We start from the raw sequence: 19,489 nt of genomic DNA, 5'->3' as shown, positions 1-19,489 counted from the left end.
GGGCGGGCAGGAGAGCGGGCTCCCCCAAATTTTAGCGAAAAATCAATCCAGCAGCTTCATCGTGACTTCGGCAACGGCGAGCATCGTTTCATGCTTCCGGCCGGTCTTTCCGATCACGCGCATGCCTTTCGTAAGGCAGAGCATCGCGCAGGCGGCGGCCTCAGCATCGACATGCCGCGGTATGGAACCATCCGTCTGTCCAAGGCGGATCAGATCGAGGATACGCCGCTCGTCGAAATCGAAAGCCACGCCGACGCGGCCGGCGACCTCCTGGTCGAAGAGTGCGAGTTCGGTCGCGCTGCCGACAACGAGGCAGCCTCTTCGGCCGACCTCGCCGCACGAGGCTTCGGCGAAGAATGTCACCAATGCGCGCAGCTTGTCATAGCCGTTTGCGACGCTCGCCAGAGACTCGTCGATCAGTTGCTGGCGCACATGACGGTAGCGATCGAAAGCGGCGAGGAAGACGCCGCGTTTGTCGCCGAAAGCCTTGTAGACGCTGCCTGCGGTCAGGCCCATGGCCTCAGTCAATTCGCTGATCGAGGCGGCATAATAGCCGCGCTCCGAAAAGACCCGCAGCGCTTCGTCGAGCGCTGCGTTCATGTCGAATTCCCTGGGGCGGCCGCGAAGTCTGGGCGTGATATCGATGGTGTCAATCGTCATGCGACTCTTTTAGGAAATGATCGTTTCCAAATCAAGTGAATTTTTGCGTTGCAGCAAGATTGTCGCTGACGGTGGGCATCTTACGAGGGGAAAATCGCTGGCTCAGTGCGGCTATTGATAGATAAGCGCCATATGGATCGCGTCCTTGTAGCGCCCGTCTATGCACACGGATCTGCGCGCAAGGCCTTCCCGGACAAAACCGACCCTCTCATAGAGCGCTATGGCCCGGCTGTTGTCGGCGTGGACGCTAAGTTCCACGCGTTCGATGCCGACGTTGCGTGCGGCCTGCAGCGTCGTTTCTATCAACCGGCGGCCTAGGCCCATACCGCGATAGGTCGGGATGATTCCCATTCCAAGATGACCTGCGTGAGCATGCGAAGGGAAGGTATGGCGGCTGATATCGCACCAGCCGACCACGTCGCTGCCTGCCACGGCAACGAATTGCGGATTGCCTTTCGCGATCATGCCGAGCACGAAAGCACGCGTCTCCTCCAGCGGGAATGCTTCGAGCATCGTCAGATATTCGCGCTCACGCGCGACAGTATCGAGCGCCTTGTGAAAGCCTTCGATGTGCTCGCTGGCGATGGGCAGGATAGTGATATCGGCACTGGCAGTCATGGGTTGATATCTCGATGCAAATCAGGGATGTATCGAGAATAGAGCTCAACCTTTACCCTGTCTATCTCCGCATCCGGTCGCTGCTCATAGATCGAGCTCCCATGTCTGGCCGTTCAATTCCGGGCCGAACATACGGTGTTTTTCCTCTGCGACGAGCCTGAATCCGGCTTTGACATAGATGCCGCGAGCCGTATCGAGGATGTCGTTGGTCCAGAGCGAAAGTTTGTCATAGCCGGCATCGCGCGAGAAGCGGATGCATTCGTCGACCAGAAGCTTGCCGAGGCCGAGGCCGCGCGCCGTTTTGTCGACATAAAGCAGCCGGAGCTTCGCGGCACCATCGCCGCCGTCGGCGACCATGGCGGAGCCGACATTCAGGCCGCTCCGTTCGGCGATCCAGCACCGGTCCTTTTCCGGATTGAAGTTGGACAGGAACTTGCCCGCAACTTCGGCGACAAGCGCTTCGAACCGATGATCCCAACCGAACTCCTCGGTATAGAAACGTGCCTGACTCTGCACGATCCAGCCGATGTCGCCGGGCCTGGGGGAGCGGATGATGGCCGGGGAGGCGTTGGCCCGGTCCGCGCCGAGCGTGTCCTGGATCGTCCGCATCGCTTCGACGATGCGCTCCGGTTCCCCAATGGCGAGCCTGTCGAAATATCCGGCGATCTGGGCGCGGGAGCGGCGGACGAATTCCTCGAACTGGGCCTGCCCCTTATCGGTGACATTCATGATCTGGCTGCGCGCATCGCCGGGATCGGGCTTCGTCTCGATGAGCCCGTCCTCACGAAAGCGCTTCACGATGCGGCTGAGATAGGCGGGATCGAGATGAAGCTCGCGCGTCAGTGTCGAGGCGGCGACGCCACCGCGAAAGCCGACTTCGAACAGGACGCGCGCATCCGTCAGCGTATAGGGGCTATCGAGATAGGCCTTGTTCAGCACGCCGAGAAGGTTCGTGTAAAAGCGATTAAAGCTGCGGACGGCATCTATGGTCGCGAATTCGTCAACAACGGTCATGGACATCGCCTCCCTGGCATGAGAGACGATGTCGAATATTTATTGGACTAAGTCAACTAAATTGATCTGGCTCTATGCCGCGCGGCTGCTGCGGGCACTTTCGCTCAAGAGAGCGAAGTCGACGGCTGCTTGAGCATGGATCGTCGTGGTGTCGAAGCCCGGCAGGATCAGCGCCTTCGGATCGAGGATCAGGCAGATCTCGGTGCAGCCGAGAATGACGCTATCGGCGCCCTCGGCTTTGGCGCGCTCAATGATGCCATTCAGCTTCAGGCGCGACTCGTCCTTGATGGTGCCGGCGCAGAGTTCGTTGAAGATGATATCGTGGGTCGCGGTCCGGTCTTCGGGGCCGGGCACCATGATGGAGACATCGTTCTGGGCCATGCGCTCGGCATAAAAGCCATGCTCCATGGTGTAGCGCGTGGCGAGCAGCAGCGGCTTTACCCGACCCGCCGCCTTCAGTGCGGCGGCGGTCTCGTCGATGATGTGGATAAGGGGCACGGAAATGCGGGCGGCAACTTCCGGCGCGATCAGGTGCATGGTGTTGGTGCAGATGAGTACGCATTCGGCGCCGGCTGTCTGCAGGCGATGTGCGGCATCGCCGAGGCGGGCGGCGGCATCGTCCCAGCGCCCGGCCTTCTGCAAGGCCACGATCTCTTCGAAATTGACGGAATACATCAGCAGTTCGGCGGAGGAGAGGCCACCCAGCCGGTCGCGGACCATTTCGTTGATCTGGCGATAATAGACCGCCGAACTCTCGAAACTCATGCCGCCGATCAGGCCTATGGTGCGCATATTGCTGTTCTCCGCTCTTGTCTGTGAATGGAGGAATAGTGCCGCAATTCATGCGCCTTGTGTTTGCAAACTTTGTGATGCCTGCAATTGAATCTGCAATGATTTGCACATATTTCGTATTCTGCGCAAAATAACGGCGCGATGATAAGGATTTCTGCACATGCTTGATGAGCGCGACCGAAAGATTCTCGAATTTTTGCAGGCAGATGCCGGCATATCGGTGACGGAGCTTGCCGATCGCGTGGCCCTATCGGTCTCCGCCTGTTCACGCCGCATCCAGCGGCTGGAGGAGAGCGGCCATATCGCCAGGCGCATCGTCGTGCTCGACCGCGAGAAGATGGGGGTGCCGACGACGGTCTATGCGATGATCAAAACAGCGCATCACGCCGACGAATGGATAGAGACCTTCCGCAAAGTGATCGGCGATATTCCCGAGATCGTCGAGGCGCATCGGCTGACCGGCAACTATGACTACATTCTGAAGATCGTGCTGCCCCGAGTCGAACATTACGACGTCGTCTACAAGCAGCTGGTGCGCCGGGTCGAACTGTTCGACGTTTCCGCGTCGATCTCGATGGAGGAGCTGAAAAGCGGTGCTTCCGTTCCCGTCAGCTATGCACCGTAGGCAATCGGAACATGATGGCCGCAGGGGTGCCATGCATAAAAGATGGTTGCCGCTCACCCTTCGCAACTCTACGTTTTCGGAGAGACGTAGACATGAGAGGTCGCCATGCAGGATTATCACGTTGTCATCGTCGGGGGCGGTTTTGGCGGGTTGCAACTCGCCAATGATCTGAAGGACGTGCCCGTCCGCATCACGCTGATCGACCGGCGCAACCACCATCTTTTCCAGCCGCTCCTGTATCAGGTCGCGACCACCTTGCTCGCCACATCCGAAATCGCCTGGCCGATCCGCAGCTTCTTCAGGGATCGTCCCGAGGTGACGACGTTGCTGGCTGAGGTCGTCGGCGTCGACAGCGAGGCGCATCAGGTGCAACTGAAGGGCGGCCAGACCATTGCCTACGATACGCTGGTGCTGGCGACCGGCGCGACCCACGCCTATTTCGGCCATGACGAATGGGAACCGGTGGCGCCCGGCCTGAAGACACTGGAGGATGCGACGACCATTCGCCGCCGCGTCCTGCTGGCCTTCGAGCAGGCCGAGCTGGAGAGCGATCCGGCGGTGCGCGACGCGCTCTTGACCTTCACCATCGTCGGCGCGGGTCCCACCGGGGTTGAGCTCGCCGGTATCATCTCGGAACTGGCAAGGACGACGCTGCCGAAGGAATTCCGCAATATCGATACCAGTAAGGCAAAGATCATCCTGGTGGAAGCCGGGCCGCGGGTGCTGGCGGCCTTCGCCGAAGATCTATCCGCCTATGCTCTCAAGGCGCTGGAGGCGCTCGGCGTCGACGTCCGCTTTGGCAAGCCCGTCACCTTGTGCAGTGCTGAAGGCGTAACGATCGGCGACAGCTTCGTGCCGTGCCGCACCATCGTCTGGGCGGCGGGTGTCGAGGCGTCGCCGGCGGCGAAATGGCTTGATATCCCGGCCGACCGTGCCGGTAGAGCCGTTGTTGACAAGGAGCTGAGGGCGCCGGGCAAGGAGGATATCTTCATCATCGGGGACACAGCGTCCGTCCTGCGTGAGGATGGCAGTCCGGTGCCGGGGATCGCTCCAGCCGCCAAACAGCAGGGAGACTATGTCGCCAAGGTCATCAAGGCGAAGCTGGCGGGCAAGCCGGCGCCCGGGCCGTTCCGCTATCGGCATCAGGGCAGTCTTGCGACGATCGGCAAGAGTGCTGCGATCATCGATTTCGGCTGGATCAAGCTCAGGGGCTGGCTCGCCTGGTGGGTATGGGGCCTTGCCCACATCTATTTCCTGATCGGCACCCGCTGGCGCATCGCCGTCGCCTGGAGCTGGCTGTGGATCTATATCAGCCGGCAGCACAGCGCCCGGCTGATCACGCAGAAGGAAACCATGCACGAGGATTGAAAAAGGGCAGCCACAGTGGCTGCCCTTTTCTTATAAGCCGTTGCGCCGTGACGCTTAGGCCAACGAGGCGATGTCGATGACGAAGCGGTAGCGCACGTCGCTCTTCAGAACGCGTTCATAGGCCTCGTTGATTTCCTGGATGCTGATCTTCTCGATCTCGGAGACGATGTTGTGCTCGCCGCAGAAGTCGAGCATTTCCTGGGTTTCCTTGATCGAACCGATCATCGAGCCGGAGAGGCTGCGGCGGCCCGGGATGAGCGAGAAGGCATGAACCGGAACGGCATGTTCCGGAACGCCGAGCAGCACCATGCTGCCATCATATTTCAGGAGGTTCAGGTAGGCATTCCAGTCGATGGCGGTGCCGACCGTATTGAGGATAAGGTCGAAGCTGCCGGCCAGTTTGGTGAAGGTTTCGGCGTCGCTGGTGGCGTAGTAGTGGTCGGCGCCGAGCTTGAGGCCGTCTTCCTTCTTCGACAGCGTTTGGCTGAGCACCGTCACCTCGGCGCCCATGGCATGCGCCAGCTTGACGCCCATGTGGCCGAGGCCGCCCATGCCGACGATGGCGACTTTCTTGCCCGGGCCGGCCTTCCAATGACGCAGCGGCGAATAGAGCGTGATACCGGCGCAAAGGAGCGGAGCGCCCGCATCCAGCGGAATGTTTTCGGGGAAGGAGAGGACATAGCCTTCCTTGACGACGATGGAGTCGGAATAGCCGCCGAAAGTCGGCGTCTTGCCGTCGGCTTCGACGTCGTTATAGGTCTGGACGAGGCCCGGCATGTAGTGTTCGTAATCCAGGTCGCGCGTGGCGCAGGTCGTGCAGGAATCGACGAAGCAGCCAACGCCGACGCGATCGCCGACCTTGAACTTCGTCACCTTGGAGCCGACGGCAGTCACGATGCCGGCAACTTCATGCCCTGGCACCATCGGGTACTTAGAGAAGCCCCACTCGTTGCGGGCCTGGTGGATGTCGGAATGGCAGACACCGCAATATTTGACGGAGATCGCGACATCGTCGTCGTTCGGCTCGCGGCGTTCGAAGGTGAAGGGAACGAGCGGTTTGGACGCGTCGGTTGCTGCATAACCCTTTGCGATAGGCATGGGAGACTTCCTTGTTTTTCGGATGGGTTGGGAGTGGAATTGGGATGGCGCAATATGCATCGGGAGCCGGCCGGAGCGTTAGAGCGATCCTGCAAGCTTTATGTACGATCCTGCGAATCTAAATGCACGGCTGCCCTTCCGCAGTTGGGGGAGGTTACCTAGATAAGTGTTGATATCTACTCGAAAACAGTTGGTTGCGCATGACACTACCCTTCAATCCCAATCAGGAACTCGCATCCATCATTGCCCGTTTCACCATACAGGACGGAGAATATACCACGCCGATTGAGGGTCTTAATCTGTACCGGCAATCGGCTGCGACGGTGTGGCAGCATGCGGCCTATCGGCCTTCCTATGCAATCGTGGTCCAAGGGCGCAAGACCCTGACCGTTGGCACAGATACATACCATTATGGAGTGGGCGAATATATCCTGATGGCTCTCGACCTTCCCGTGTCAACGCAGGTCACCAACGTCGGCAACGATACGCCCTATCTCTGTTTCTCCATGACGCTCGACAGCGAAAGGCTGAATGAGCTGTTGTCGCGCATCAGCATTCCGCGTCAGGCGATGACGGCTGAACGCATGCGTGGGCTAGCGGTCAATCCGGCATCGCCTGAATTGCTCGACGCCTCGTTGCGGCTGCTCAGGCTGCTCGACCGGCCGGAGGATATTTCGGCCATGGCGCCGCTGATCGAGCAGGAGATCCTCTACCGTCTATTGACCGGTCCGAATGGGCCTCGGCTGCTGCAGGTCGCCATGGCGGAGAGCCAGAGCAACAGGGTGGCGCGTGCCGTCACCTGGCTTCGCAGCAATTTCGCCCAGTCGCTGCGCATCGAGGAACTGGCCGAGCGCGTCGGTATGAGCGTTTCCTCGCTGCATCACCATTTCAAGGCTGTCACGGCCATGTCGCCGATGCAGTATCAGAAGCAGCTTCGCCTGCATGAGGCGCGGCGCTTGATGATCGTCGAGCAGCTCGACGTCGGCTCAGCCGGCCATCGCGTCGGCTATCAAAGCCCGTCGCAATTCAGCCGCGAATACAGCCGCCTTTACGGCCTGCCGCCGCTCAGGGATGTCGAGGCTATGCGCAATAATGCAGTCGCAGCCGAATAGGCTTAGCTGATGGGCACGCCACAATTACCGCCGCTCCAGGTGTAGCTTGGAACGGCGTCTTCCGGTCCCCATAGGCCTTCGAAACGACTATAGTCGTGATCGAACCGGATCGTCAGCGAACCCATTCCATATTTGTCGAACCAACGCAGCGTTCGTACGGTGCCGTGAGTCGTCCCGATTTCCGACAGGGTGCCGGCCGTTGTATTGCCGTCATCATCGAAGCGATAAGTCCCCGATATGTGACCCTTTGGGTCGGCCTGTAGTGAAGTCTCGACATCCACCAGCAACCCACTAGATAGAAGCTTGCCGCAATAGTGTCCGGCGGATCCGGTGAGCGGCTTTGCCGTTGTATGCGCCGACACCGGAAGGGGAAACAGGCAGAGCACAAGGCAGATCCCGACAATGCGGGTAAGTGCCCGCTGCTCGCTTCCGCCCATACCGCTGCCAGCCGGGAAGCGGGGAGGTGATGTCTCGCAAGGAAGGTTGAATGCGGCTTTCATCAAAGGATCTCGAAAGGAAACGGATGTACCGGCAAGCTCTATCCGCCATGCGCCCGCCAAGACAAGCGCTCTCCGCTTTTTTGGCGCAGTGCAGCAACGAATTCCGCTTGACGCCTGCTTCGGCGTGCTGCATAACGCGCCACGAACCGTACCGTACGGTACGCATTTGGGAGTGGCCATCGTGCTGAGCGAAGTAGGACAGTCGAGCGAGTTTTCGCCGCGCCAGAACGCCGTTCTGGAGCAGGCGCTGCGTCTGCTCGTCGACGGCGGCGAAAAGGCGCTGACGACCTCGGGCGTCGCGCGCGCCGCCAATTGCTCCAAGGAAAGTCTCTATAAATGGTTCGGCGACCGTGACGGTCTGCTGTCGGCGATGATCGCCTATCAGGCGAGCAAGGTGCGCACCTTCGAGCGCAACGGCGAGCGGCTGACGGTGTCGAGCCTGCATGATCATCTTGTCGTCTTCGCCCGCGATCTGCTGGAAGTTCTGGCGGGCGATGTCTCGCTGGCGCTGAACCGCCTGGCGATCGGCCAGTCGAACCGCGATGGCTCCAAGCTCGGCAAGCTTCTCTTGGAGCGCGGCCGTCGGCAGATCGACCGCCGCGCCAGCGGCTTGATCGACGCCGGCAAGCGGGCAGGGCTGCTGCGCTTTACGGATGCCGACGAGGCCTATCACACGCTTTACGGGCTCATCGTTTCCGATCTGCATGTCCGCATGCTGCTCGGCGAGCCAGGTTTGAAGGATTCCAGCCGTCAGGCGGAGAAGGCTGTCAGCGCCTTCCTCAAGCTTTACGGCACGGAAAAGGTTTTGGCGGAAGCAGCGGCGACCGTCTGAGACATCGAAATTATACCCAGACAAGCAAAGGGAAGGACAAACAATGCGCGTCTATTACGATCGTGATGCCGATCTCAACCTCATCAAGTCGAAGAAGGTCGCCGTCATCGGCTACGGTTCCCAGGGCCGCGCTCATGCGCTGAACCTGAAGGACAGCGGCGCACAGAACCTTGTGATTGCGCTGAAGGCCGGTTCGCCGACCATCAAGAAGGCCGAAGCCGACGGCTTCAAGGTCATGACCGTCGCCGAAGCTGCTGCCTGGGCCGACCTGATGATGATGGCGACCCCGGACGAACTGCAGTCCGACATCTACAAGGCCGACATCGCTCCGAACATCCGTGACGGCGCTGCGATCGCCTTCGCTCACGGCCTCAACGTTCACTTCGGCCTCATCGAGCCGAAGGCTTCGGTCGACGTCGTCATGATCGCCCCGAAGGGCCCGGGCCACACGGTTCGCGGCGAATACCAGAAGGGCGGCGGCGTTCCCTGCCTTGTTGCCGTTCACCAGAACGCTTCCGGCAACGCTCTTGAACTCGCGCTCTCCTACGCCTGCGGCGTCGGCGGCGGCCGTTCGGGCATCATCGAAACCAACTTCCGCGAAGAGTGCGAAACGGACCTCTTCGGCGAACAGGTCGTTCTTTGCGGCGGTCTCGTCGAGCTCATCCGCGCCGGTTTCGAAACCCTGGTTGAAGCCGGTTACGCACCGGAAATGGCCTATTTCGAGTGCCTGCACGAAGTGAAGCTGATCGTCGACCTGATCTATGAAGGCGGCATCGCCAACATGAACTACTCGATCTCGAACACCGCTGAATGGGGCGAATACGTCTCCGGCCCGCGCATCATCACTGCCGAAACCAAGGCTGAAATGAAGCGCATCCTAAAGGACATCCAGACCGGCAAGTTCACCTCCGAATGGATGCAGGAATACCGTTCGGGCGCTGCCCGCTTCAAGGGTATTCGCCGCAACAACGACAGCCACCAGATCGAGGAAGTCGGCGCCAAGCTGCGCGGCATGATGCCCTGGATCGGCAAGAACAAGCTGGTCGACAAGAGCGTCAACTAAGATTTTCGGCACTGCTGGAATGGGAAAGGCCGGGGCGAAAGCGCCGGCCTTTTTCTATTTCGGCTATTTGATAATACGGCCTGCTGGCGAGACAGTTGCGAATTCGCTATAGGGTTGCAATGACTTCTGCTGAAACCGATTTTGCACGCACTGTCACCAGTCTCAAGAAAGGCTGGGAGGCGCTGTTTGCCGCGTTTGCTGAATATCCACCTCTCGAAACGCTAGATGTATCGCGATTGCGTGATCCGGAGAAGATTCTGCGCGATTTGTGCTCCGCACCGATGTCGGAATTGAGCGGTAACGCCTTGAGCTCCTATGCCAATTGGGCGCTAACCACAGCCGGGAATATTGAGGAATATAAGCATTATCTTCCTCGCATTCTCCAGCACGCGCTTTTCACCCCGGGCGAGCCAGGCTTCGATCCGCTGACAATCTTGTCGAAGCTGGAATATGCTGACTGGCGTGGATGGCCAGCGTCGGAGCGCTCTGCAATCGAGAACGTTTATCGCGCGTCGTGGCACTGGGCACGATTGCAACATCCGGACGAGTTCGATGCGATGAATTGGTTCATCTGCGCAATTCGTCTCGAAAAGGATGTCAATTCCGTTCTGGAGTCTTGGCTGTCCAATCTGACACCGAATTCTGCCCTGCAACTCGCTGATGTCATCAATCGTTCGGACGGCCTGGCTTACGGTAAGTCTTTTTGGGAAGATCTTGATTTGGCGACCAGACGGACGATCGCCGGCTGGCTTTGCGGCGACGAGTTGCCAGCTGCTATCGTGGCGGTTCTCGACCATATCGCTGACAAAGATATGTGGCGCATCGATGCCGTTGAGGCGACTTTGGCCGGTCTGCGCAAATCATCCTGGCGTTAAGCCGGATTGGACGTAGTTTGCGGTGCACATCGTGCCTAGATCGAGGAAGTCGGCGGCATGCCACTAATAGTAGCGACTAGAACTCCTGCTCTCCTCTATTTCCGCGCTTTGACATAAAGCCATTTCGTCGGCTTGCCGTCGAAGCCGCCGCCGTCGGCTTCGGTCATCGTTACATCTCTCCAGCCGCCTTTATCAAGCAGAGCTGTCAGCCATGCGGCCGAGGGATAGTTGTAGTAGCGACCGAACGTATCATGCCCTTCCGCGTCACCGGCCTTGAAGCTGGCATGGAAGATACCGCCGTCTTTCAATGCGCGCCGGATCCGATTGAGAACGTCGGGCAGGGAGGCGCGGAACACATGCAGTAGGCTGGCTTCCGCCCATATGCCATGATGGGCCTCACGAGCATCGAGCGTTTCGAACCGCAGTATCCGCACGGGCTTACCGATCAGGGCCTCGGCCTGCCTGGCAAGCTCGGTCGAACCATCGGTCGGCATCACGTCGAAGCCCCGCGAGATCATATAGGCCGCATCCTGTCCTGCGCCGCAGCCAAGTTCCAGGATGGATGCGCCTGCGGGAAGTGCAGCCAGGAAGGCATCAAGCCGGCTTTGTGGCAGGTTGCGTTCGCGTGCCGCGTAGATGGTGGCGTTGTCGTTGTAGAAGGAGGAGGTGGGATCGTCGTTTGTCATGTTAATCCATTGCCTTCGGGAGATAGATTACGTTTTCCAGCCCCCCAAAATGCGCATCGCAGGTCAGAATGTCAGCCTCGTGCTGGAGGGCGGTCGCATAGATGATCGCGTCGGCAGTGGCAAGTTTGTGTTGCGCGGAGATCTCGGCGGCGCGGCGAGCGATTGCTGTGTCCAACGACACGACATTGCATAGCATCGTATAGGCAATGAAGTTGTTGAGGGCGTCTTCACCTTGTTCTCGAAGAAGCCATTTGGAAAGTTCAAGCTGGACAATCGTCGGAACGATGCAGTTGTCAGGTTCCGGAATTTTATCGGACAGTTGCCCTCCAACCGGGCTATCAAGAATCCACTCGATCCACGCGGAACTATCGACCACGCGCATTAGAAGCGGTCGTCCCGAACGCGGTAGGTCTCCGGATTTGCGCCACGCGCCATGCCCCTGAGGTCTTCCAAAGTCGGAACAGGCATAAGGAGCACCCCCTTGCCTTTCGGAATGAATACGAACTCCTGACCCGCGCTCCAGTGTTGTTGATCGCGCACTTCTTTTGGAATCGATATCTGAAATTTCGATGAGAGCGTCGCGATCGCCATTCTTACGTTTTCCCTATCGATTGATACAATGTAAGAGTAACACTTTAGCACTTGGATGTGTAGGTCTTTCGAGAGGGGTCTAAATCGACGCGCCGCGTTGCTAGAGCGACCTCCTTCTCCCGAGCAATCCCTTTCCTTGTCACCATCACAAACAAATTAGGTCAGTATTATTGACTTATCTTTTATTGCGTGATCTTGTGTCGGAAAGACCAAAAATTACGAGGAAGCCCCATGTTGAATTGGGAAAATATCTTTGCGACGCGTTCGAGCCGTATGCGCGCCTCCGAAATCCGCGAGTTGCTGAAGCTGTTGGAGCGGCCGGATATCATCTCGTTTGCCGGTGGCATCCCCGATCCCGCATTGTTTCCGGATGCGGAATTCAAGCAGGCCTATGCCGATATCTTCTCAGGCCCGACCGTCAACGCAGCGCTGCAATATTCGGTCAGCGAAGGCTACAAGCCGCTGCGCGAATGGCTCGTTGGGCAGATGGCGGCGCTTGGCGTCCCCTGCGAACTCGACAACGTCTTCATCGTCTCCGGCTCGCAGCAGGGCCTCGATTATCTCGGCAAGCTCTTCCTGTCGCCGAAGGATACGGCTTTGGTCACCGCGCCGACCTATCTCGGCGCTCTGCAGGCCTTCAACGCCTATGAGCCCAGCTATGACCAGCTGACGCTGAACGGCAACCGAACGCCGGATTCTTATCGTGCCGGCGCTGCGCAGGCAGGCGGCAGGGTCAAGTTCGCCTATCTCTCGGCCGATTTTGCCAATCCGACCGGCGAAACCGTCGATCTTGACGCTCGCGAGAAGCTCATCGATCTCGCCGACGAGCTCGATATCGCCATCATCGAAGACGCCGCCTATCAGTCGCTGCGCTATGACGGCGAGGCGATCCCGCCGATCCTGGCGCTGGAAATCGCGCGCAAGGGCCATATCAACGATACGCGGACGATCTATTGTGGCAGCTTTTCCAAGACCTTGGCGCCGGGTCTTCGCGTCGGTTTCGTCGTTGCCAATGCGCCCGTCATCCGCAAGCTGGTGCTGATGAAGCAGGCGGCTGACCTGCATTCCTCGACGATCAACCAGATCGCTATACATCAGGTCGCCGAACGCGGTTTCGACGCGCAGGTTGCCAAGGTCCGCATGACCTATAGCCATCGCCGCGACTGTATGCTGGCCGCGCTCGCCAAATACATGCCGGACGGCGTAAGCTGGACGAAACCGCAGGGCGGCATGTTCGTGTGGATCACCCTGCCGAAGGGCATGGACGGGGCGAAGCTGCTGGCGCGGTCTCTGGAAACGGCAAAGGTTGCCTTCGTTCCCGGTCAGGCCTTCTTCGCCGACGGGACCGGCGCGAATACGTTTCGCGTCAGCTTTTCCTGCGCCAACGAAGAGATGATCGAAGAGGGCATTTCGCGGCTCGGCAAGTTGATATCAGGCGAGATCGGGGCGTTGGCGGCTTGATTTACCTTCTCCCCGGCGGGGAGAAGAATGGCTCCTGAGCTCGTCGAAGGGGCGCTGGTTGAGGGGGCGTTGCACCGTTATGGTGGACACTGAATGTGCCGCGCCGCGCCCTCATCCGCCCTTTGGACACCTTCTCCCCGAGGGAGAGAAGGAGTTTCTTACTTCGCCAGATGCGGGCCGATCAGTGACAGGTCGGCCTCGCTCAGGCGGTCACTAGCGGTGTTGCGCTGGTGCCAGTAGGGATACATCAGCGGCGGCAGGCTGACATCGTCGAGACGCTTGCGCTCTTCATCGGTCAGTTTCAGCTCGGCGCTGGCGAGGTTGTCCTTGAACTGGGCTTTGGTGCGGCCGCCGATGATGACGGAGGTCACGCCCTTGCGGCCGATCAGCCAGGCGAGCGCCACTTGCGCGGCCGAGACGCCACGGCCATCGGCAACCTCCACCAGCGTATCGACGATATTCCACAGTCGGTTTTCGTCGCGGATCGGCGGCTCCGTCCAGCCGGCAAACTGGCGCGTGCCCTCAGGCGTCGCCTGATTGCGGCGATGCTTGCCCGATAGCAGCCCGCCGGCAATCGGGCTCCAGACGAGGATGCCAAGGCCTTGGTCGATACTAACAGGCACCAGTTCGTTTTCGGCGTCGCGGGCTTCCAGCGTATAGTGGATCTGCTGGCTGACGAAGCGTTCGCGCTTGTCACGCTCGCTGACGCCAAGCGCCTTCATGATGTGCCAGCCGGAAAAGTTCGAGCAGCCGATGTAGCGGACCTTGCCCTGGCGAACCAAGGTATCGAGCGCTTCCATCGTCTCTTCCAGCGGCGTCTGGCCGTCCCATTCATGCAGCTGGTAAAGGTCGATGACATCGGTCTTCATGCGCTTCAAGCTTGCCTCGCAAGCCTGGATCAGATGCTGGCGGGAAGAGCCGACATCGTTGACACCAGGCCCCATGGGGAAACGGGCCTTCGTGGCGATGAGCACGCCGTCCTTGCGCGGGCCGCCGATGATCTCGCCAAGGATTTCCTCCGAGGCGCCCTGCGAGTAGACATCGGCCGTATCGAGCAAGTTGACGCCGGCATCGACGCACATGTCGACCAGCTTCTTTGCATCCTTGACGCCGAGATCGCCGACGGTTTTTGCCCAGCCGACCCCGCCGAAGGTCATGGTGCCCATAGTGATGGTGGAAACTTTGAGGCCGGAGCGGCCAAGCAGGCGATATTCCATGGATATGTCCTCCTAGATCCCATCTGAAATTCGATCGCCAAGAAATAGCGTGGAGCGCCGATGGTCAAGGTTTAATCATCATATGAAACGCATCTTCTTCAAATTCAACTGTCACAATCATGTTAAGCCGCACGTCTAAGGAACCTTCCTACAACCTAGCCGAGGACGTCTTATGAAGACCTTTGTTTCCGCCTTCGCCGGCCTGCTGGCCGTCGCTCTTTTCTCCGGCACTGCTGTTGCCGCCGATCTCGTTCTCTATACGAGCCAGCCGAATGCCGACGCGCAGGCCACCGTTGATGGTTTCATGGCCGCCAATCCGGGCATCAAGGTCGATTGGGTTCGCGACGGCACGCCGCAGATCATCGCCAAGTTGCAGGCGGAAATGCAGGCCGGCGCGCCCGCGGCTGACGTTCTGCTGATTGCCGACACCGTGACGCTGGAGCGCTTGAAGGAAGCGGGCAAGCTGCTGGCCTATAAGTCGCCGGAAGCCGCGAACTACGACTCGTCGCTCTACGATGCCGATGGCTACTATTATTCCACCAAGCTGATCACGACTGGCATCGTCTACAACACCGCCGCTTCGATGAAGCCGGCCAGCTGGCAGGATCTGGCCAAGCCGGAAGCCAAGGGTCTCGTTGCCATGCCGAGCCCGCTTGCTTCGGGTGCCGCTCTCATTCATGCGCAGACGCTCGCCGGCGTCGGCAGCCTGGGTTGGGACTACTACAAGAATCTTGCCGACAACGGCGCGATCGCCTCGGGCGGCAACGGCGCCGTGCTCAAGGCCGTCGCGTCCGGCGAGAAGGCTTATGGCATGATCGTCGATTACATGCCGATCCGCGAAAAGGCCAAGGGCGCCCCCCTGGAATTTGTTTTCCCGACCGAAGGCGTTTCGGCCGTGACCGAGCCGGTCGGCATCCTCGCCAGCACGCAGCATGCCGAGGCTGCCAAGAAGTTCGTCGATTACGTCCTGTCCGAAAAAGGTCAGGAAGGCTTCCTGAAGCTCGGCTATATTCCCGCCCGCAACGGCACGCCGCTGCCGGAAGGTTTTCCGGCACGTGACAGCATCAAGCTTTTGCCGTTGAATGCCGCCGATGCCCTGAAGAACACGGATCAAGACCTGAAGACCTTCTCCACCTACTTCAAGTGGAAGTGATCCAGCCCGGATTTTAAATGTACGGATATGTGCGTAAGGGAAACAGCCAGCCGGCCTGGCTGTTTCCTTTTATTGTTGCCGTCGTGCTGCTGCTCAGCGTTTTGCCGTTGGCGCGGCTGGTGATGGTCGGTATCGAGGCGCTGCTCAGAGGCGGCACCTATGACCTCATCACCGATCCAGCGCTGTGGCGCTCCACCTGGTACACTATCGAAACGGCCGTGCTGGGCACGATCATCTCCGTGGCTCTCGGCTGCCTTTTCGCGTTCCTGCTGACATTGACCGATATGCCGGGCAGGGGGCCTCTCGGCTTCCTCTTCGTACTGCCGATGATGATACCGCCGCAGGTGACGGCGCTTGCCTGGGTGCAGATGTCCGGTCCGTCGAGCCCGCTGTTGAAGGCGCTGCATATCGCGCCGCCGCTCGGATCGCCGCAGCCGCTCTATTCTATCGGCGGCATCGCTCTTCTTTACGGCGTGCAGCATGCGCCGCTGGTCTATCTGGCGCTCAGGGCCGGGTTGATGGCATTGCCGCGCGATGGCGTCGAGACGGCAAGGCTTTCGGGCGCCTCGGGCCTGCGCGTCTTCCGAGACATCATTCTGCCGCTGTCGCTGCCCGGTGTCATCGCCGGCGCCGCAATTGCCTTCGTCTCCTCGATCGGCAATTTCGGCATTCCGGCAATCCTTGGTATTCCCGCCTCGATCTATACGCTGTCGACCCTGATCTTCACGAAATTCTCCAATTTCGGCCCACGGACTTTCGGTGATATCGCCGTGCTTTCGACGATGATCGCCGTCATCGCCGTTGCGGGACTTGCGGTGCAGGGCAGGGCATTGAAAGGGCGGGACTATCGCGTCATCGGCCTTTCCGGCGCGTCCGCTGCCCTTTCGCTCGGCCGCTGGCGTTATGCTGCCGTGCCGGTGCTCTGGGCGATCCTATTCGTTATGCTCGTGGCACCCTTCCTGGCGCTGGTCGCCGGCGCGCTGGTGCCGGCCTATGGCGTGCCGCTGACGTTCAAGACGGCGTCGCTGAACGCCTTCGTGGAAATCCTGTTTCGGCAGACGGTGACGCGCACGGCCTTTTCCAATTCCTTGTTCCTCGCCACGGCGACGGCCTTGGGTCTCCTAGTGGTGACAATTCTTGCCGCCTATGCGCTAGCCCGGCGCAGGGACATGCTGAGCCGCATCGTCGGCGGCCTGATCGAGATACCCTATGCGCTCCCCGGCATCATCATCGCCGTCTGCTTCATCCTGGTGTTTGCAGCACCATTGCCGATCCTCAACGTCACGCTCTACGGCACGATCTGGATCATTCTGCTGGCCTATTTCTCCGCCTACTTCGCCGTCAGCCTCAAGCCGGTCATGAGCGCCTTCCTGCAGCTCGATCCTGCCCTGGAAGAAGCGGCCCGTCTTTCGGGCGCCGGCTTCTTTCGCCGTCTTGCAGACATCATCGTCCCATTGATCGCGCCGGCGGCGGGCGCGTCGGTGATCCTGGTTTTCCTCATCGCCTGCAACGAGCTGACGGTTTCGGCGCTGCTCTGGTCGGCGGGCACGCAGACGCTCGGAGTGGTGATCTATAATCTCGACGATGGCGGCAGCGCCGATCTTGCCTCCGCCATGTCTGTCATCGTCATCGCCATGGTTGTGATCATGATGGTGCTGCTCGAAATCATGGCCAAGCGCCTGCCGAAAGGAGTGGTGCCGTGGCGAAGCTGATCCTCAATCACCTCTGCAAGGATTTCGGCACGGGCGGCCGCGCCGCCGTCAATGCACTGTCGCTCGACGTGCGCGAGGGTGGCTTTCTGGCGCTGCTCGGGCCATCCGGCTGCGGCAAGACGACCGTACTCAGAATGATAGCCGGCTTCGAACAGCCGACAGATGGCTCCATCCATCTCGGCGAACGATTGCTGGCGGACGCAGCGAACATGTTGCCACCGGAGCGGCGCAACATGGCGATGGTGTTTCAGTCCTACGCGCTCTGGCCGCATATGAACGTCGCAGACAACGTCGGCTATCCGCTGAAGGTGCGCGGCATCTCCGGCGAACGCTACCGCGAGAAGGTGCGCGAGGCCTTGGCGACGGTGCGGCTTGCCGATTATGCCGAGCGCCGGCCGGCTGATCTCTCCGGCGGCCAGCGCCAGCGCGTGGCGCTGGCACGCTGCCTGGTGACATCGCCTGATGTCGTGCTGCTCGACGAGCCGCTTGCCAATCTCGATCGTCATCTCAAGAAAGAGATGGAGGAGACGTTCCGAGAGTTCCACCAGCGCTCAGGCGCCACCATGATCTACGTTACGCATGATCAGAGCGAAGCCATGGCGCTGGCGACCGATGTCGCTGTCATGTCCGAGGGACGGCTGTTGCAGGTGGCACCTCCGGCGGAGATCTATGCCCGGCCCGAAGGGCGGATGGTCGGCAGCCTGGTGGGGCAGGGCGCCATCCTGTCGCTTACCCTTCCCGATGGCCGGCCGCGTCTTATCGACTGGCCCTCCTTGAAGAAGATCTGGAACGAGCAGGAGGGCGCCTCCGAGCATGCCGATATTCTTGTGCGGCCGGAGGATGTGATCGCCGACGCGCAGGGCATTTCCTGCCGGGTCGTTTCCGTTCTTTATGAGGGCGAGCGTTACGCGATACGGCTCTCGTTGCCGGACGGGCAGATGCTCAGGGCCTATAGCCGCGAGGCGGTAAAGGCGGGTGACATCTATCCCGTCGCCATCCGCTCGGCCTGGAGGCTCTGATTGTGCGGCGGGAGACAAGATGGTTGTTCGCCGCCGCCTCCTATGCTTGATTTGACCGATGTCACGAATGGGAGTCGCACATGTCCGATCAGAGCTTCCCGATTTTCGATCTCGGCGCCTTCGAGGCGGCAGATCTCGAGGAAAAGAGACGGCTTGGAGCGGAGGTGGACCGGATATGCCGCTCGACCGGTTTCCTGGCGATTGCCAATCATGGTGTCGTTGATGGCGTGATTGCGAATGTCTGGGACAAGACGCACACGTTCTTCGATTTGCCCGCCGAGGTGAAGCAGCGGGCCAAGACGCTCTATCCGGGCTATCCCTACGGCTATCTCGGTCCCGGCACCGAAGCGCTGGCGAAATCGCGCAATGTCGACACGCCGCCCGACCTCAAGGAAAGCTTCAATGGCGGTCCGCTTGCCGTGCCATCAGGCATGAGCGATCCGGAGGCACTTGGTTTCTGCTATGCGGCGACGATCTGGCCCGAGGGGCCAGAGGGTTTCATGGAGGCATGGAAGGCCTATTATCGCTCCATGGAGGATCTGGCCGCGCGGATCATGCGGGTGTTTGCGACGGCGCTCGGTCTCGACGAGCATTTCTTCGATGCTTACGTGGACGCGCCGATCAGCGCGCTGAGGGCTCTCAACTATCCTGAGCAGCATGTGCCGCCGCAGCCGGGCCAACTGCGTGCCGGCGCTCATACTGATTACGGCAGCCTGACGATCCTGCTGCCGCAGCCGGGCTCCAAGGGGCTGGAGATCATTGCGCCTGACGGTCGCTGGACGCCGGTGCCGCCGGTGGAGGGCGCTTTCGTCATCAATATCGGCGACCTGATGGCGCTTTGGACCAATGATCGCTGGGTTTCGACCGTGCATCGCGTCGTCAATCCGCCGCCGGAAGAGGGCGGTATGCAGCGGCGGCAGTCGCTGGCATTCTTTCATCAGCCGAACTGGTTTGCCGAAATCGCCTGCTTGCCTTCGTGCCTCAAGCCGGGAGAGGAGCCGAAATATGCGCCTGTTCTTTCCGGCCCCTATCTCATGGGTAAGTTCAAATCGACGGTCACCGCCAAGACCGGGTAATGCGAGCAGGATAAGCC

21 protein-coding genes are annotated in these 19,489 nt (G+C 60.1%); 11 read left to right on the top strand and 10 right to left on the bottom strand.

Translation table 11 applies throughout. The features are described 5' to 3' along the window. Window positions 1-42 precede the first annotated feature (42 nt). From JTP94_RS23765 to JTP94_RS23750, 4 genes are all read right to left on the bottom strand, one after another. Window positions 43-660, bottom strand: a complete 618-nt coding sequence (locus JTP94_RS23765; protein ID WP_204852873.1) for a TetR/AcrR family transcriptional regulator — start codon at window positions 658-660, stop codon at window positions 43-45. Between the two features lie 111 nt (window positions 661-771). Continuing rightward, the gene (locus JTP94_RS23760) at window positions 772-1,278 is read right to left on the bottom strand and encodes a GNAT family N-acetyltransferase (RefSeq protein WP_204852872.1); all 507 of its coding nucleotides are present in this window, start codon (window positions 1,276-1,278) and stop codon (window positions 772-774) included. A gap of 84 nt (window positions 1,279-1,362) precedes the next feature. After that, window positions 1,363-2,292: a bifunctional helix-turn-helix transcriptional regulator/GNAT family N-acetyltransferase gene (locus JTP94_RS23755; RefSeq protein WP_204852871.1), complete on the bottom strand. Its 930-nt coding sequence runs from the start codon at window positions 2,290-2,292 to the stop codon at window positions 1,363-1,365. A gap of 72 nt (window positions 2,293-2,364) precedes the next feature. Continuing rightward, the gene (locus JTP94_RS23750) at window positions 2,365-3,084 is read right to left on the bottom strand and encodes an aspartate/glutamate racemase family protein (protein WP_204852870.1); all 720 of its coding nucleotides are present in this window, start codon (window positions 3,082-3,084) and stop codon (window positions 2,365-2,367) included. Window positions 3,085-3,244: 160 nt separating this feature from the next. Here JTP94_RS23750 and JTP94_RS23745 point away from each other — a divergent pair, with 160 nt between their 5' ends. Continuing rightward, complete coding sequence (locus JTP94_RS23745; protein WP_204852869.1) at window positions 3,245-3,709, top strand: Lrp/AsnC family transcriptional regulator; 465 nt, start codon at window positions 3,245-3,247, stop codon at window positions 3,707-3,709. Window positions 3,710-3,814: 105 nt separating this feature from the next. Continuing rightward, window positions 3,815-5,077 (top strand): NAD(P)/FAD-dependent oxidoreductase, encoded by a 1,263-nt coding sequence (locus JTP94_RS23740; protein ID WP_204852868.1) that lies wholly within the window; start codon window positions 3,815-3,817, stop codon window positions 5,075-5,077. Between the two features lie 54 nt (window positions 5,078-5,131). Here JTP94_RS23740 and JTP94_RS23735 read toward each other — a convergent pair whose 3' ends face one another. Next, window positions 5,132-6,175, bottom strand: a complete 1,044-nt coding sequence (locus JTP94_RS23735; protein ID WP_204852867.1) for an NAD(P)-dependent alcohol dehydrogenase — start codon at window positions 6,173-6,175, stop codon at window positions 5,132-5,134. 200 nt (window positions 6,176-6,375) lie between these two features. On the opposite strand from JTP94_RS23735, the gene JTP94_RS23730 reads away from it, so the two are divergent. Continuing rightward, on the top strand, window positions 6,376-7,287 hold the full coding sequence (locus JTP94_RS23730) for an AraC family transcriptional regulator (RefSeq protein WP_204852866.1): 912 nt from the start codon (window positions 6,376-6,378) through the stop codon (window positions 7,285-7,287). A gap of 2 nt (window positions 7,288-7,289) precedes the next feature. On the opposite strand, the gene JTP94_RS23725 is transcribed toward JTP94_RS23730, so the two are convergent. Then, window positions 7,290-7,787 (bottom strand): hypothetical protein, encoded by a 498-nt coding sequence (locus tag JTP94_RS23725; protein ID WP_246755207.1) that lies wholly within the window; start codon window positions 7,785-7,787, stop codon window positions 7,290-7,292. A gap of 181 nt (window positions 7,788-7,968) precedes the next feature. Here JTP94_RS23725 and JTP94_RS23720 point away from each other — a divergent pair, with 181 nt between their 5' ends. The 3 genes from JTP94_RS23720 to JTP94_RS23710 all read left to right on the top strand — a co-directional run bounded on the left by JTP94_RS23720 (window position 7,969) and on the right by JTP94_RS23710 (window position 10,557). Next, window positions 7,969-8,619, top strand: coding sequence for a TetR/AcrR family transcriptional regulator (locus JTP94_RS23720; protein ID WP_204852865.1), 651 nt, complete (start codon window positions 7,969-7,971; stop codon window positions 8,617-8,619). Window positions 8,620-8,662: 43 nt separating this feature from the next. Further along, a complete protein-coding gene (gene ilvC, locus JTP94_RS23715; RefSeq protein WP_204852864.1) occupies window positions 8,663-9,682 on the top strand; it encodes a ketol-acid reductoisomerase in 1,020 nt (339 codons plus the stop codon). A 119-nt stretch (window positions 9,683-9,801) separates the two neighbouring features. After that, on the top strand, window positions 9,802-10,557 hold the full coding sequence (locus JTP94_RS23710) for a hypothetical protein (protein WP_204852863.1): 756 nt from the start codon (window positions 9,802-9,804) through the stop codon (window positions 10,555-10,557). A 95-nt stretch (window positions 10,558-10,652) separates the two neighbouring features. Here the strand turns inward: JTP94_RS23710 and JTP94_RS23705 are convergent, their stop codons facing one another. The 3 genes from JTP94_RS23705 to JTP94_RS23695 are packed head-to-tail and all read right to left on the bottom strand — an operon-like array spanning window position 10,653 to window position 11,834. Continuing rightward, window positions 10,653-11,243, bottom strand: a complete 591-nt coding sequence (locus JTP94_RS23705) for a bifunctional 2-polyprenyl-6-hydroxyphenol methylase/3-demethylubiquinol 3-O-methyltransferase UbiG (protein ID WP_204852862.1) — start codon at window positions 11,241-11,243, stop codon at window positions 10,653-10,655. A gap of 1 nt (window position 11,244) precedes the next feature. Next, complete coding sequence (locus tag JTP94_RS23700; protein ID WP_204852861.1) at window positions 11,245-11,625, bottom strand: type II toxin-antitoxin system VapC family toxin; 381 nt, start codon at window positions 11,623-11,625, stop codon at window positions 11,245-11,247. Then, complete coding sequence (locus JTP94_RS23695) at window positions 11,625-11,834, bottom strand: AbrB/MazE/SpoVT family DNA-binding domain-containing protein (RefSeq protein ID WP_204852860.1); 210 nt, start codon at window positions 11,832-11,834, stop codon at window positions 11,625-11,627. Before JTP94_RS23695 ends, JTP94_RS23700 begins: the two co-directional genes overlap by 1 nt. A 231-nt stretch (window positions 11,835-12,065) precedes the next feature. Here JTP94_RS23695 and JTP94_RS23690 point away from each other — a divergent pair, with 231 nt between their 5' ends. Then, window positions 12,066-13,295: a PLP-dependent aminotransferase family protein gene (locus JTP94_RS23690; protein WP_204852859.1), complete on the top strand. Its 1,230-nt coding sequence runs from the start codon at window positions 12,066-12,068 to the stop codon at window positions 13,293-13,295. 158 nt (window positions 13,296-13,453) lie between these two features. Here JTP94_RS23690 and JTP94_RS23685 read toward each other — a convergent pair whose 3' ends face one another. Then, entirely contained in the window at window positions 13,454-14,512 is a 1,059-nt protein-coding gene (locus JTP94_RS23685) for an aldo/keto reductase (RefSeq protein ID WP_204852858.1), read from the bottom strand. Window positions 14,513-14,684: 172 nt separating this feature from the next. Between JTP94_RS23685 and JTP94_RS23680 the strand changes: the two genes are divergently transcribed. The 4 genes from JTP94_RS23680 (at window position 14,685) to JTP94_RS23665 (ending at window position 19,472) form a co-directional block, all read left to right on the top strand. Beyond that, window positions 14,685-15,665 (top strand): ABC transporter substrate-binding protein, encoded by a 981-nt coding sequence (locus JTP94_RS23680; RefSeq protein ID WP_204852857.1) that lies wholly within the window; start codon window positions 14,685-14,687, stop codon window positions 15,663-15,665. 17 nt (window positions 15,666-15,682) lie between these two features. Continuing rightward, entirely contained in the window at window positions 15,683-17,377 is a 1,695-nt protein-coding gene (locus tag JTP94_RS23675) for an iron ABC transporter permease (protein ID WP_204852856.1), read from the top strand. Continuing rightward, complete coding sequence (locus JTP94_RS23670; RefSeq protein WP_204852855.1) at window positions 17,365-18,396, top strand: ABC transporter ATP-binding protein; 1,032 nt, start codon at window positions 17,365-17,367, stop codon at window positions 18,394-18,396. Before JTP94_RS23675 ends, JTP94_RS23670 begins: the two co-directional genes overlap by 13 nt. Window positions 18,397-18,476: 80 nt before the next feature. Further along, window positions 18,477-19,472, top strand: coding sequence for an isopenicillin N synthase family oxygenase (locus JTP94_RS23665; protein ID WP_204852854.1), 996 nt, complete (start codon window positions 18,477-18,479; stop codon window positions 19,470-19,472). Window positions 19,473-19,489 lie beyond the last annotated feature (17 nt).

Origin of the sequence: Martinezella lusitana (genome assembly GCF_016901135.1) — a bacterium.
In the GTDB taxonomy this organism is placed as follows: domain Bacteria; phylum Pseudomonadota; class Alphaproteobacteria; order Rhizobiales; family Rhizobiaceae; genus Rhizobium; species Rhizobium lusitanum_D.
The sequence above is the reverse complement of the archived record's forward strand: the minus strand, read 5'-3'. Positions and strand labels throughout refer to the sequence as shown.

Bases quoted from the DNA above. Each gene is read 5' to 3' on its own strand.
- JTP94_RS23735 (WP_204852867.1), bottom strand. From the start codon at position 6,175: ATGCCTATCGCAAAGGGTTATGCAGCAACCGACGCGTCCAAACCGCTC.
- JTP94_RS23665 (WP_204852854.1), top strand. From the start codon at position 18,477: ATGTCCGATCAGAGCTTCCCGATTTTCGATCTCGGCGCCTTCGAGGCG.
- JTP94_RS23730 (WP_204852866.1), top strand. From the start codon at position 6,376: ATGACACTACCCTTCAATCCCAATCAGGAACTCGCATCCATCATTGCC.
- ilvC (WP_204852864.1), top strand. From the start codon at position 8,663: ATGCGCGTCTATTACGATCGTGATGCCGATCTCAACCTCATCAAGTCG.
- JTP94_RS23745 (WP_204852869.1), top strand. From the start codon at position 3,245: ATGCTTGATGAGCGCGACCGAAAGATTCTCGAATTTTTGCAGGCAGAT.
- JTP94_RS23725 (WP_246755207.1), bottom strand. From the start codon at position 7,787: ATGAAAGCCGCATTCAACCTTCCTTGCGAGACATCACCTCCCCGCTTC.
- JTP94_RS23740 (WP_204852868.1), top strand. From the start codon at position 3,815: ATGCAGGATTATCACGTTGTCATCGTCGGGGGCGGTTTTGGCGGGTTG.
- JTP94_RS23700 (WP_204852861.1), bottom strand. From the start codon at position 11,625: ATGCGCGTGGTCGATAGTTCCGCGTGGATCGAGTGGATTCTTGATAGC.
- JTP94_RS23685 (WP_204852858.1), bottom strand. From the start codon at position 14,512: ATGGAATATCGCCTGCTTGGCCGCTCCGGCCTCAAAGTTTCCACCATC.
- JTP94_RS23675 (WP_204852856.1), top strand. From the start codon at position 15,683: ATGTACGGATATGTGCGTAAGGGAAACAGCCAGCCGGCCTGGCTGTTT.
- JTP94_RS23710 (WP_204852863.1), top strand. From the start codon at position 9,802: ATGACTTCTGCTGAAACCGATTTTGCACGCACTGTCACCAGTCTCAAG.
- JTP94_RS23750 (WP_204852870.1), bottom strand. From the start codon at position 3,084: ATGCGCACCATAGGCCTGATCGGCGGCATGAGTTTCGAGAGTTCGGCG.
- JTP94_RS23760 (WP_204852872.1), bottom strand. From the start codon at position 1,278: ATGACTGCCAGTGCCGATATCACTATCCTGCCCATCGCCAGCGAGCAC.
- JTP94_RS23765 (WP_204852873.1), bottom strand. From the start codon at position 660: ATGACGATTGACACCATCGATATCACGCCCAGACTTCGCGGCCGCCCC.
- JTP94_RS23695 (WP_204852860.1), bottom strand. From the start codon at position 11,834: ATGGCGATCGCGACGCTCTCATCGAAATTTCAGATATCGATTCCAAAA.
- JTP94_RS23755 (WP_204852871.1), bottom strand. From the start codon at position 2,292: ATGACCGTTGTTGACGAATTCGCGACCATAGATGCCGTCCGCAGCTTT.
- JTP94_RS23680 (WP_204852857.1), top strand. From the start codon at position 14,685: ATGAAGACCTTTGTTTCCGCCTTCGCCGGCCTGCTGGCCGTCGCTCTT.
- JTP94_RS23690 (WP_204852859.1), top strand. From the start codon at position 12,066: ATGTTGAATTGGGAAAATATCTTTGCGACGCGTTCGAGCCGTATGCGC.
- JTP94_RS23705 (WP_204852862.1), bottom strand. From the start codon at position 11,243: ATGACAAACGACGATCCCACCTCCTCCTTCTACAACGACAACGCCACC.